The sequence below is a fragment of the Pseudomonas sp. AG1028 genome (assembly GCF_007993955.1).
Taxonomy (GTDB): domain Bacteria; phylum Pseudomonadota; class Gammaproteobacteria; order Pseudomonadales; family Pseudomonadaceae; genus Aquipseudomonas; species Aquipseudomonas straminea.
Genome location: NZ_VIVP01000008.1, coordinates 288,273 through 300,659, shown reverse-complemented (window position 1 = coordinate 300,659; position 12,387 = coordinate 288,273). Strand labels below are relative to the sequence as shown.

At 58.5% G+C, this 12,387-nt stretch carries 11 protein-coding genes and 4 tRNA genes; all 15 read left to right on the top strand.

Going from position 1 to position 12,387, the window contains the following annotated elements; all coding sequences use genetic code 11:
- Window positions 1–476 precede the first annotated feature (476 nt).
- Window positions 477–1,436 carry a bifunctional biotin--[acetyl-CoA-carboxylase] ligase/biotin operon repressor BirA gene (birA, locus tag FB481_RS15730; protein ID WP_093507717.1) on the top strand — a complete coding sequence of 320 codons (960 nt, stop codon included), beginning with the start codon at window positions 477–479 and terminating at the stop codon, window positions 1,434–1,436.
- Window positions 1,426–2,187, top strand: coding sequence for a pantothenate kinase (locus FB481_RS15725; RefSeq protein WP_147176964.1), 762 nt, complete (start codon window positions 1,426–1,428; stop codon window positions 2,185–2,187). The genes birA and FB481_RS15725 overlap by 11 nt, the downstream gene beginning before the upstream one ends.
- Entirely contained in the window at window positions 2,187–2,876 is a 690-nt protein-coding gene (locus tag FB481_RS15720) for an SPOR domain-containing protein (RefSeq protein ID WP_093507719.1), read from the top strand. Before FB481_RS15725 ends, FB481_RS15720 begins: the two co-directional genes overlap by 1 nt.
- Window positions 2,877–3,021: 145 nt before the next feature.
- Window positions 3,022–3,106 (top strand) — tRNA-Tyr (locus FB481_RS15715).
- Between the two features lie 25 nt (window positions 3,107–3,131).
- Window positions 3,132–3,205: transfer RNA gene (locus FB481_RS15710), tRNA-Gly, on the top strand.
- 27 nt (window positions 3,206–3,232) lie between these two features.
- A tRNA-Thr gene (locus FB481_RS15705) sits at window positions 3,233–3,308 on the top strand.
- 84 nt (window positions 3,309–3,392) lie between these two features.
- A complete protein-coding gene (tuf, locus tag FB481_RS15700) occupies window positions 3,393–4,586 on the top strand; it encodes an elongation factor Tu (protein ID WP_013789746.1) in 1,194 nt (397 codons plus the stop codon).
- A gap of 54 nt (window positions 4,587–4,640) precedes the next feature.
- Window positions 4,641–4,716, top strand: a tRNA-Trp gene (locus tag FB481_RS15695).
- A 43-nt stretch (window positions 4,717–4,759) separates the two neighbouring features.
- On the top strand, window positions 4,760–5,128 hold the full coding sequence (gene secE / locus FB481_RS15690; protein WP_013789747.1) for a preprotein translocase subunit SecE: 369 nt from the start codon (window positions 4,760–4,762) through the stop codon (window positions 5,126–5,128).
- Between the two features lie 13 nt (window positions 5,129–5,141).
- Window positions 5,142–5,675, top strand: a complete 534-nt coding sequence (gene nusG / locus FB481_RS15685) for a transcription termination/antitermination protein NusG (protein WP_013789748.1) — start codon at window positions 5,142–5,144, stop codon at window positions 5,673–5,675.
- 116 nt (window positions 5,676–5,791) lie between these two features.
- Window positions 5,792–6,223, top strand: a complete 432-nt coding sequence (gene rplK, locus FB481_RS15680) for a 50S ribosomal protein L11 (protein WP_013789749.1) — start codon at window positions 5,792–5,794, stop codon at window positions 6,221–6,223.
- Window positions 6,223–6,918 (top strand): 50S ribosomal protein L1, encoded by a 696-nt coding sequence (gene rplA / locus FB481_RS15675; RefSeq protein ID WP_013789750.1) that lies wholly within the window; start codon window positions 6,223–6,225, stop codon window positions 6,916–6,918. Before rplK ends, rplA begins: the two co-directional genes overlap by 1 nt.
- A gap of 213 nt (window positions 6,919–7,131) precedes the next feature.
- Window positions 7,132–7,632 (top strand): 50S ribosomal protein L10, encoded by a 501-nt coding sequence (gene rplJ, locus FB481_RS15670; protein ID WP_147176962.1) that lies wholly within the window; start codon window positions 7,132–7,134, stop codon window positions 7,630–7,632.
- 80 nt (window positions 7,633–7,712) lie between these two features.
- The gene (gene rplL, locus FB481_RS15665; RefSeq protein WP_027904610.1) at window positions 7,713–8,084 is read left to right on the top strand and encodes a 50S ribosomal protein L7/L12; all 372 of its coding nucleotides are present in this window, start codon (window positions 7,713–7,715) and stop codon (window positions 8,082–8,084) included.
- Between the two features lie 220 nt (window positions 8,085–8,304).
- Window positions 8,305–12,378: a DNA-directed RNA polymerase subunit beta gene (rpoB, locus tag FB481_RS15660; protein WP_013789753.1), complete on the top strand. Its 4,074-nt coding sequence runs from the start codon at window positions 8,305–8,307 to the stop codon at window positions 12,376–12,378.
- Window positions 12,379–12,387 lie beyond the last annotated feature (9 nt).

Below are 12,387 nucleotides of genomic sequence, written 5' to 3'. Positions count from 1 at the left end.
CGAACTCAGTAGTGAAACGACGCATCGCCGATGGTAGTGTGGAGCTTCTCCATGTGAGAGTAGGTCATCGTCAAGCTTCTATAAGAAACCCCAGACCTCGACAGAGGTCTGGGGTTTCGTCTTTTCGCGCTGGAAAATACCATTGCCCACTAGTCAGTGGCGCCAGGCAGGCGCGCACGCACATGCAACACGCTATCGCCTCGCTCAACTGCAGGCTACGCATTTGGGCTTTTGGTGGGCTGCGAATGCAGCGGTGGAAGGGGAAGCGTCTTCCGCCCTACGGTGATTCGCGAGCTCTTTTAGCCTGGGTTAGCCGAAGGCGTAACCCGGGGGCTGGTCGGGGCATTGAACCGTCTAACTATCCCTTGCCTAAGCGCAACGACACGTAATTCCCATCATGGTGAATGCTCTTGGTCTTGTAGGCAGCGGCCGAGTGCATCGCTATCATGCGCTCCTTAAGGCAGGGCAGGTTAGGCATGCAGTCATTATTGCGACTTCTACAGGACGGGCAGTTTCACTCTGGTGAAGAGTTGGGGGCGGCTGTCGGTGTCAGCCGGGCGGCGATCTGGAAGCGCCTGCAGGCACTTGAGGCCGAATACGACCTGCAGATCCACAAGGTTCGTGGGCGTGGATATCGGCTCAAGACGCCTTTATCCCTGTTGAGCCGTGAGGCGCTTAACGATTGCTCTCCCTATCCAATCACGCTGCAGCAGCAGGTCGACTCCACTAACGCCGAGGCATTGCGTCATCTGGCGTCAGGTGCAGTTCCGCCGTTCCTGGTTGTCGCCGAGCAGCAGACTGCCGGGCGTGGGCGGCGAGGACGGAGTTGGACGAGCCCTTTCGGTGAGAATCTTTATTACAGCCTGGTGCTGCGGGTGAGTGGCGGAATGCGTCAGCTCGAAGGTCTTAGCCTGGTTGTCGGGCTTGCGCTGCTGCAGGCGCTGCGCGATGGGGGCATCACAGATGCCGGTTTGAAGTGGCCCAACGATTTGTTGGTTGGCGGTCGCAAGATCGCCGGTATCCTTCTGGAGCTTTCCGGTGACCCAGCTGATGTATGCCATGTGGTGATCGGCATTGGTGTGAACATCAATATGCGCAATGCGCCTCAGGGTGAGGCCATCAGCCAGCCCTGGACATCCATGCGCCGGGTTCTGGGGCAGCAGGTTGATCGCAACCGGTTCGTTACCGCTCTCAGTGGCCAGCTTGAGCGCTATCTTCAACTGCATCAGGCGCAGGGCTTTGCCTCTCTGCGTGAGCTATGGGAAGCCAGTCATCTCTGGCAGGGACGAATGGTGGAGCTTGCTGCTGGGGCGCAGGCCATTCATGGGCGTGTTCTAGGCGTAGACGAGACAGGGGCTTTGCGGCTGGAAGTCGACGGCCAGGAAAAAGTGTTCAGTGGTGGTGAGCTCAGTCTGAGGTTGCATGATGATTCTTGAGCTTGACTGCGGTAACAGCTTTATCAAGTGGCGTGTTCTGCCGCGGGCGGGCACGGGTGCGGCGGTTGCCAGTGGTGTTGCCGATAACGTTGACGAGCTTATCGCTGCATTGGCAGATCGGTTTTCGCGGCAGCTGTCGGCCTGTCGTCTGGTAAGTGTGCGCGCCGATGATGAAACGCGTCTGCTTTGCACGACCTTGTCCGAGCGGTTCGCAATCGAGTGCCAGGTGGCAAGGCCGGCCCAGGAGCTGGCGGGTGTGCAGAACGGCTACGAGGATTACCAGCGCCTCGGGCTCGACCGATGGCTTGCCGCGGTCGGAGCCTACAGCCTGGAGCAGGGCGCTTGTCTGATTCTAGATCTCGGTACGGCCATTACTTCGGATTTCGTGAGTGCCGATGGTGCTCACTTGGGCGGTTTCATATGCCCCGGTATGCCACTGATGCGCAATCAGTTGCTTACCCATACCCGGCGTATCCGATATGACAGCGCTGCTGCTGAGCAGGCGGGCGATAGCCTGGTGCCAGGGCGCTCCACTGCTGAGGCGGTCGAACGTGGTTGTCGGCTGATGCTGCGCGGCTTTGTCGCGACGCAGCTTGAGCAGGCGCGGCAGCAGTGCGGAGCGGATGTGGCCGTATTTCTGACCGGGGGCGATGCAGCAATGGCTGCCGAATGGGTGCCGGCAGCGCGCGTGGTACCCGATCTGGTGTTCATCGGGTTGGCGATCGCCTGTCCTGTGACGGGGGAGAAGTGATGCGTTGGATCTTCATGTTGTTGGTCGTGCTCAACGCCTTCTATTACGTGTGGCATCAACAGCAGGCGCCAATGCAGGCCAAAGAGGTCGCGCCGCTGTCCCTGTATCAGGACAGTCGGCGGGATATCCAACTGCTAAGTGAGTCCAAGCCCCAGGAGCGCCGCACCTCTGCTGCCAAGGATGAGACGAAGGAAGAGGTGCCAGAGCAGGCGGTGTGTCTTTTTCTGGGGCGTTTCGATGACGAGGCGCAGGCTCAGCAGGTGGAGCAGCGCTTGCTGAGTCTGGATATCCGCTCGCAGGTTCAGGTTGTCGAGTCGGCCGGCTCGGTCGATTACTGGGTCTATCTGCCTCCACTGGCATCACGGCAGGCGTCGCTTCGCCAGTTGCGTGAACTGCAGGCGCGCAAGATCGACAGCTACATCATCAGTCAGGGCGATCTTGCCAATGGCATCTCCCTAGGGATTTTTCCCCGCCATGATTCGGCCGATAGCGTGATATCCCGCCTGCGCCGCGCCGGTTACGAGCCATTGCTGCGTGAATTGCCGCGTGCCAACCGTAGCCATTGGGTGCGTATCGCCCCGGAAAGCCGCCGTTTGGTCGATGATTCGCTGCTTGAACGTTTGTCTTTGGACTTCAATGGCTTACAACATCAATTAATGCCATGCGAGGGGGTTGCAAGCGTTCGATAGAATGCATAGAATGGCGCCCGCTTCGCAGGGTGGACATCTCAAGAGATGAAATGCGAAGTTGCTGTTAGTGACGCTAAGCTCAGGTTTTTAAATGAGAAAGTGCTTGACAGTAGGGTGGCAGATAAAGAGAATGCCGCCTCCTTATGGAGGGATTCCCGAGCGGCCAAAGGGATCAGACTGTAAATCTGACGTCATAGACTTCGAAGGTTCGAATCCTTCTCCCTCCACCAGATTTAAGCGCGAGCTGCTAGCTCCGCGGGCATAGTTCAGTGGTAGAACCTCAGCCTTCCAAGCTGATGATGCGGGTTCGATTCCCGCTGCCCGCTCCAGCTTTTGTTGTTCGCGCAATGTGTTTCGCTCATGTAGCTCAGTTGGTAGAGCACACCCTTGGTAAGGGTGAGGTCAGCGGTTCAAATCCGCTCATGAGCTCCATTTAATAGAGGCAGATATGAAAATATCTGCCTTTGTTTTAATGGCGGTATCGCTAGCTGAATTCTTCGTTCGGGGACGGTCAAAATGGCTAAAGAAAAGTTTGAACGTAACAAACCGCACGTCAACGTTGGCACCATTGGTCACGTTGATCATGGCAAAACCACTCTGACCGCTGCTCTGACTCGCGTCTGCTCCGAAGTATTCGGCTCGGCTCGCGTCGACTTCGACAAGATCGACAGCGCTCCGGAAGAGAAGGCTCGTGGTATCACCATCAACACTGCACACGTAGAGTACGATTCCAACATTCGTCACTACGCGCACGTTGACTGCCCGGGTCACGCTGACTACGTCAAGAACATGATCACCGGTGCTGCCCAGATGGACGGCGCGATCCTGGTTTGCTCGGCCGCTGATGGCCCGATGCCGCAAACCCGTGAGCACATCCTGCTGTCCCGTCAGGTAGGCGTTCCGTACATCGTTGTCTTCCTGAACAAGGCTGACATGGTTGACGACGCTGAGCTGCTGGAACTGGTCGAGATGGAAGTTCGTGACCTGCTGAGCACCTACGACTTCCCAGGCGACGACACTCCGATCATCATCGGTTCAGCGCTGATGGCTCTGAACGGCCAAGACGACAACGAGATGGGCACCACTGCCGTCAAAAAGCTCGTCGAGACTCTGGATACCTACATCCCTGAGCCGGTTCGTGCCATCGATCGTCCGTTCCTGATGCCGATCGAAGACGTATTCTCGATCTCCGGCCGCGGTACTGTAGTGACCGGTCGTGTAGAGCGCGGTATCGTCAAGATCCAGGAAGAAATCGAGATCGTTGGTCTGCGTGCTACCACCAAGACCACCTGCACCGGTGTCGAGATGTTCCGCAAGCTGCTCGACGAAGGTCGTGCTGGTGAGAACTGTGGCGTTCTGCTGCGCGGCACCAAGCGTGACGACGTAGAGCGTGGTCAGGTTCTGGCCAAGCCGGGCACCATCAAGCCGCACACCAAGTTCGAAGCTGAAGTGTACGTTCTGTCCAAAGAAGAAGGTGGTCGTCACACCCCGTTCTTCAAGGGCTACCGTCCGCAGTTCTACTTCCGTACCACTGACGTCACCGGTTCGTGCGAGCTGCCGGAAGGCGTTGAGATGGTAATGCCGGGCGACAACATCAAAATGGTTGTCACCCTGATCAAGCCGATCGCCATGGAAGACGGCCTGCGCTTCGCCATTCGCGAAGGTGGTCGTACCGTTGGTGCCGGTGTTGTAGCAAAGATCGTCGAATAATCGATTGATCTGTCCCCGTCAGGTCGGCATAATGGTCGGCCTGATTTTAGTTCTAGGTCAGTAGCTCAATTGGCAGAGCGGCGGTCTCCAAAACCGCAGGTTGGGGGTTCGATTCCCTCCTGACCTGCCATTTTCTAACGAATTTGGCGTGTCTTCTCACAGGATCCTTGTTCATGAATGTTAAGGCTGAAGCCAAAGACTCTCGTTTTGATCTGCTTAAGTGGATCGCGGTGGCCCTGCTTGTGGTCGCTGGAGTGGTCGGTAATCAGTACTTTTCGGGTGAGCCGATTCTGTACCGTGTGGTGGGTGTTCTGGTGCTGGCAGTCGTTGCCGCGCTGATCGCTCTGCAAACCACTAAGGGTCAGTCCTTCTTTGGGCTGGCGAAGGAAGCTCGCGTCGAGATTCGCAAGGTTGTCTGGCCGACCCGTCAGGAAACCACGCAAACCACGCTGATCGTCGTCCTGGTCGTGCTCGTCATGGCTCTGGTGCTTTGGGGGCTCGATTCGCTCCTCGGTTGGCTTGTGTCGTTTATTGTAAGTTGAGATAGGGTGTCCCGTGGCTAAGCGTTGGTACGTTGTGCATGCTTACTCGGGTTACGAGAAGCATGTAATGCGTTCGCTGATCGAGCGCGTAAAGTTCGCCGGAATGGAAGATGAGTTCGGCGAGATTCTGGTCCCCACCGAAGAGGTGGTGGAAATGCGTAACGGCCAGAAGCGCAAGAGTGAGCGCAAGTTCTTTCCAGGCTACGTGCTGGTGCAGATGGAAATGAACGAGGCGACTTGGCACTTGATCAAGGATACGCCGCGGGTGATGGGCTTTATTGGTGGTACCGCCGATAAGCCTGCCCCGATTACCGAAAAAGAGGCTGACGCCATTCTGCGTCGCGTCGCCGATAGCGGTGACAAGCCCAAGCCCAAGACGCTGTTCGAGCCGGGCGAGATGGTTCGTGTTATCGATGGTCCGTTCGCTGATTTCAGTGGCGTCGTCGAAGAAGTGAATTACGAGAAGAGCCGCATCCAGGTGGCAGTGACCATTTTTGGTCGTGCCACTCCGGTCGAGCTGGAGTTCAGTCAGGTCGAGAAGTCGTAACTGACACACGCATCCCATACCCCGCAGTCATAGGCTGCGGGGTTTTGTTGTCACTGGGATAAACAGGCAATAGTCGGGGAGCTGAAAGGCGCTAGAACCCGTAACTGGAGTAGCTAATGGCTAAGAAAATCACGGCTTATATCAAGCTGCAAGTAAAGGCCGGTCAGGCCAACCCGTCGCCACCCGTTGGTCCCGCTCTGGGCCAGCACGGCGTCAACATCATGGAATTCTGCAAGGCGTTCAACGCCAAGACCCAGGGCATGGAACCTGGTCTGCCGACTCCAGTGATCATCACTGTTTACAGTGACCGTAGCTTCACTTTCGAAACCAAGAGCACCCCGGCTTCCGTGCTGCTGAAGAAAGCGGCCGGTCTGACCAGCGGTTCGGCTCGTCCGAACACTGTCAAAGTCGGCACCGTTACCCGTGCCCAGCTCGAAGAGATCGCCAAGACCAAGCAGGCCGATCTGACTGCAGCTGATATGGATGCAGCCGTGCGTACCATCGCCGGTTCTGCTCGTAGCATGGGCCTCAACGTGGAGGGTGTGTAATGGCTAAGCTGACCAAGCGCCAAAAGGCTATCGCAGCCAAGATCGAGCCGGGCAAAGCCTACAGCTTCAACGATGCTGCTGCGCTGCTGGCCGAGATCTCCGCTGTCAAGTTCTCCGAGTCCGTTGATGTTTCCATCAACCTCGGCGTTGACCCGCGTAAGTCCGACCAGGTTGTTCGTGGTGCTACCGTTCTGCCTAACGGCAGCGGCAAAACCGTTCGCGTTGCTGTCTTCACCCAAGGTCCCGCAGCTGAAGCTGCTCTGGCTGCTGGTGCTGACCGCGTAGGCATGGACGATCTGGCTGCTGAAATGAAAGGTGGCGACCTGAACTATGACGTCGTCATCGCTTCCCCGGACGCCATGCGCGTTGTTGGCCAGCTGGGCCAGGTACTCGGCCCGCGCGGCCTGATGCCTAACCCGAAAGTCGGCACCGTAACTCCGGACGTAGCCACTGCAGTCAAGAATGCCAAGGCTGGTCAGGTACGTTTCCGTACCGACAAGAACGGCATCATCCACGGTTCCGTCGGCAAGGTTGGCTTCGAAGCCGACAAGCTGAAGCAGAACGTGGAAGCCCTGCTGGCCGATCTGAAGCGCCTGAAGCCGTCGACCTCGAAAGGTGTCTACGTCAAGCGCGTGACTCTGAGCACCACCATGGGCCCGGGTCTGCTGATCGACCAAGGTTCGCTGGACGCTTAATGCATGATGGCAGGCGCACTTGGTGCGTCTGCCGCGAAAAAATTGGGGTCCCTGCCTGGCGGGGGCTATCCAAGACCGTAGGGGGCGCAAGCCTCAAACCAGAAGAGCGATCTTCCACCCTACGCAGATGGTGCTCCCGATTCTTACCGAATCAGACACCAAAACGCCGTCCGGCCTAGGTCGGGCGAAACGGTAACATCCAGGAGTAAACCCGTGGCAATTAAACTCGAAGACAAGAAGGCCATCGTCGCTGAAGTCAACGAGGCTGCCAAAGCTGCCCTGTCCGCTGTCGTGGCTGATGCCCGTGGCGTGACCGTAGGTGCTATGACCGGACTCCGTAAAGAGGCCCGCGAAGCTGGCGTATACGTACGTGTCGTACGTAACACCCTGCTCAAGCGCGCCGTTGAAGGCACTCAGTACGACGTGCTCAACGACGTGTTCAAAGGCCCGACCCTGATCGCATTCTCCAACGAACACCCGGGCGCTGCTGCTCGTCTGTTCAAGGAGTTCGCCAAGGGTCAGGACAAGTTCGAGATCAAAGCAGCTGCGTTCGAGGGCAAGTACCTTGCAGCCAATCAGATCGACGTACTGGCAAGCCTGCCGACCCGCGACGAGGGTATCGCACAGCTGATGAGCGTTATCCAAGGCGCCACCAGCAAGCTCGCTCGCACGCTGGCAGCCATTCGCGACCAGAAAGAAGCCGCTGCAGCCTAAGGCCGCATAAGCACTTTCGAAATCACATGTTTAATTTGATGGTCGCGTAGGCCGTCACCCCAATACAGGAATTCATAGTCATGTCTCTGACTAACGAGCAAATCATCGAAGCGATCGGCCAGAAATCCGTTATGGAAATCGTCGAGCTGATCAAGGCGATGGAAGAAACCTTCGGCGTTACCGCTGCTGCCGCTGTTGCCGCTGGCCCGGCTGCCGGTGCTGCTGCCGCTGCTGAAGAGCAAACCGAGTTCACCGTTGTTCTGGCTGAAGCTGGCGACAAGAAAGTGAACGTGATCAAGGCAGTTCGCGAACTGACCGGTCTGGGTCTGAAAGAAGCCAAAGCAGTGGTTGACGGCGCTCCTGGCGTGGTCAAAGAAGGCGTGTCGAAAGACGAAGCCGAAGCTGCCAAAAAAGCTCTGGAAGAAGCAGGCGCCAAAGTCGAGCTCAAGTAAGCGACGACCTTGCGTCTACAGCCCGCGCGACTCGCATAAGGCTGACGGCTGGTGGCTCTTGCCACCGGCCTTTTTCCGTTCTAGCTCGGCTGTTCCACAGCCCTGGGCCGGAACGTGAAAAACCCACCAACGAGGTGGCGCAAACCTAGGGTTTGCACGAGTTTCTGGCTGCTCCCGTCGGAGAAGCCAAATAAGCAGGTGACCAAGCTGGGGAACGCTGATGGCTTACTCATACACTGAGAAAAAACGTATCCGCAAGGACTTTAGCAAGTTGCCGGATGTCATGGATGTGCCTTACCTCCTGGCCATCCAGCTGGATTCGTACCGCGAATTCCTGCAGCAAGGCGCGAGCAAGGAACAGTTCCGCGACATCGGCCTGCATGCGGCCTTCAAATCTGTATTCCCGATCATCAGCTACTCCGGCAACGCTGCTCTGGAATACGTCGGCTACCGCCTGGGTGAGCCGGCGTTCGACGTCAAAGAGTGCGTGCTGCGTGGTGTGACCTTCGCAGTGCCGCTGCGCGTGAAAGTGCGCCTGATCATTTTCGACAAAGAGTCGTCGAACAAAGCGATCAAGGACATCAAAGAGCAGGAAGTGTACATGGGCGAAATTCCGCTCATGACCGAGAACGGTACCTTCGTCATCAACGGTACCGAGCGTGTAATCGTTTCCCAGCTGCACCGTTCCCCAGGTGTGTTCTTCGACCACGACCGTGGCAAGACCCACAGCTCGGGCAAGCTGCTGTACTCCGCACGCATCATTCCTTACCGTGGTTCCTGGCTGGACTTCGAGTTCGACCCGAAGGACGCGGTATTCGTGCGTATCGACCGTCGCCGCAAACTGCCGGCCTCGGTACTGCTGCGCGCGCTGGGCTACAGCACCGAAGAAGTGCTCGATGCCTTCTACACCACCAACGTTTTCCATGTGAAAGCCGAAGGCCTGAGCCTGGAGCTGGTACCGCAGCGTCTGCGCGGTGAAATCGCCAGCCAGGACATCAAGGATGGCAGCGGCAAGGTGATCGTCGAGCAGGGGCGTCGTATTACCGCTCGCCACATCAACCAGCTGGACAAGGCTGGCATCAAGGAGCTGGACGTACCGTTCGACTACCTGATCGGCCGTACCACCGCCAAGGCGATCGTGCACCCGGCTACCGGTGAAATCCTCGCCGAGTGCAACACCGAGCTGAGCGTCGAGCTGCTGGCCAAGATTGCCAAGGCTCAGGTCGTTCGCATCGAGACCCTGTACACCAACGATATCGATTGTGGTCCGTTCATCAGCGACACGCTGAAGATCGACAGCACCACCAACCAGCTCGAAGCGCTGGTCGAGATCTATCGCATGATGCGTCCTGGCGAGCCACCCACCAAGGATGCCGCCGAGACCCTGTTCAACAACCTGTTCTTCAGCGCCGAGCGTTACGACCTGTCCGCCGTTGGCCGCATGAAGTTCAACCGTCGTATCGGTCGTACCGAGATCGAAGGTTCGGGCGTGCTGAGCCGCGAAGACATCGTCGAAGTGCTCAAGACCCTGGTCGACATCCGTAACGGCAAAGGCATCGTCGATGACATCGACCACCTGGGTAACCGCCGTGTACGTTGCGTTGGCGAGATGGCCGAGAACCAGTTCCGCGTTGGCCTGGTGCGTGTAGAGCGCGCGGTCAAGGAACGTCTGTCGATGGCCGAAAGCGAAGGCCTGATGCCGCAGGACCTGATCAACGCCAAGCCGGTTGCGGCGGCGGTGAAGGAGTTCTTCGGTTCCAGCCAGCTCTCGCAGTTCATGGACCAGAACAACCCGCTCTCCGAGATCACCCACAAGCGCCGTGTCTCCGCACTCGGCCCGGGCGGTCTGACCCGTGAGCGCGCCGGCTTCGAAGTCCGTGACGTACACCCGACCCACTACGGCCGCGTGTGCCCGATCGAAACGCCGGAAGGTCCGAACATCGGTCTGATCAACTCCCTGGCGGCCTACGCCCGCACCAACCAGTACGGCTTCCTGGAAAGCCCGTACCGCGTGGTCAAGGAAGGTCAGGTCACCGACGAGATCGTGTTCCTGTCCGCCATCGAAGAAGCCGACCACGTTATCGCTCAGGCGTCCGCGACCCTGAACGACAAAGGTCAGCTGATCGACGAACTGGTTGCCGTACGTCACCTGAACGAGTTCACCGTCAAGGCGCCGGAAGACGTCACCCTGATGGACGTTTCGCCGAAGCAGGTCGTTTCCGTCGCTGCCTCGCTGATTCCGTTCCTCGAGCACGACGACGCCAACCGTGCACTCATGGGTTCGAACATGCAGCGTCAGGCGGTACCGACCCTGCGTTCGGACAAGCCGCTGGTCGGTACCGGCATGGAGCGCAACGTCGCCCGTGACTCCGGTGTCTGCGTGGTCGCTCGTCGTGGCGGTGTGATCGACTCGGTCGACGCCAGCCGTATCGTGGTTCGTGTTGCCGATGACGAAGTCGAAACCGGTGAAGCCGGTGTGGACATCTACAACCTGACCAAATACACCCGCTCCAACCAGAACACCTGCATCAATCAGCGCCCTCTGGTACAGAAAGGTGACGTGGTTGCGCGTGGCGACATCATGGCCGACGGCCCGTCCACCGACATGGGTGAACTGGCGCTGGGTCAGAACATGCGCGTCGCGTTCATGCCGTGGAACGGTTACAACTTCGAAGACTCCATCCTGCTCTCCGAGCGCGTGGTTCAGGAAGACCGCTTCACCACGATCCACATCCAGGAACTGACCTGTGTGGCCCGTGACACCAAGCTCGGCCCAGAGGAAATCTCTGCGGACATCCCGAACGTGGGTGAAGCTGCACTGAACAAGCTCGACGAAGCCGGTATCGTCTACGTCGGCGCCGAAGTCGGCCCGGGCGACATCCTGGTCGGCAAGGTCACCCCGAAAGGCGAGACCCAGCTGACGCCGGAAGAGAAGCTGCTGCGCGCGATCTTCGGTGAGAAGGCCAGCGACGTTAAGGACACCTCCCTGCGGGTGCCGACCGGCACCAAGGGTACCGTCATCGACGTACAGGTCTTCACCCGTGACGGCGTCGAGCGTGATGCACGTGCGCTGTCGATCGAGAAGAGCCAGCTGGACGAGATCCGCAAGGACCTCAACGAAGAGTTCCGCATCGTCGAAGGCGCGACCTTCGAGCGTCTGCGTTCGGCTCTGGTCGGCAAGATCGCCGAAGGCGGCGCTGGTCTGAAGAAAGGCACCGAGATCACTGACGAAGTGCTCGACGGTCTGGAGCGCGGCCAGTGGTTCAAGCTGCGCATGGCCGACGACGCCCTGAACGAGCAGCTGGAAAAGGCCCAGGCCTACATCTCCGACCGCCGTCAGCTGCTCGACGACAAGTTCGAAGACAAGAAGCGCAAGCTGCAGCAGGGCGATGACCTGGCACCGGGCGTACTGAAGATCGTCAAGGTCTACCTGGCCATCCGCCGTCGCATCCAGCCGGGTGACAAGATGGCCGGTCGTCACGGTAACAAGGGTGTGGTCTCGGTGATCATGCCGGTCGAAGACATGCCGCACGATGCCAATGGCACGCCGGTGGACATCGTCCTCAACCCGCTGGGCGTACCGTCGCGTATGAACGTCGGTCAGATCCTAGAAACCCACCTGGGCCTGGCGGCCAAGGGGCTGGGCGAGAAGATCAACCTGATGCTCGAAGAGCAGCGCAAGATCGCTGAACTGCGTGGCTTCCTGAACGAGATCTACAACGAGATCGGTGGTCGTCAGGAAAACCTCGACGAGCTGAGCGATCAGGAAGTGCTGGCTCTGGCCAACAACCTGCGCAAGGGCGTTCCGATGGCCACGCCGGTGTTCGACGGTGCCAAGGAAAAAGAGATCAAGGCCATGCTGAAGCTGGCTGATCTGCCGGAGAGCGGCCAGATGCGCCTGTTCGACGGCCGTACCGGCAACCAGTTCGAGCGCCCGACCACGGTCGGTTACATGTACATGCTGAAACTGAACCACCTGGTGGACGACAAGATGCACGCTCGTTCTACCGGTTCCTACAGCCTGGTTACCCAGCAGCCGCTGGGTGGTAAGGCGCAGTTCGGTGGTCAGCGCTTCGGGGAGATGGAGGTCTGGGCGCTGGAAGCCTACGGCGCCGCCTACACCCTGCAGGAGATGTTGACCGTCAAGTCGGACGACGTGAACGGCCGTACCAAGATGTACAAGAACATCGTGGATGGCGATCACCGCATGGAGCCGGGCATGCCCGAGTCCTTCAACGTGTTGATCAAAGAGATCCGTTCGCTCGGTATCGACATCGATCTGGAAACCGAATAACACGACGTG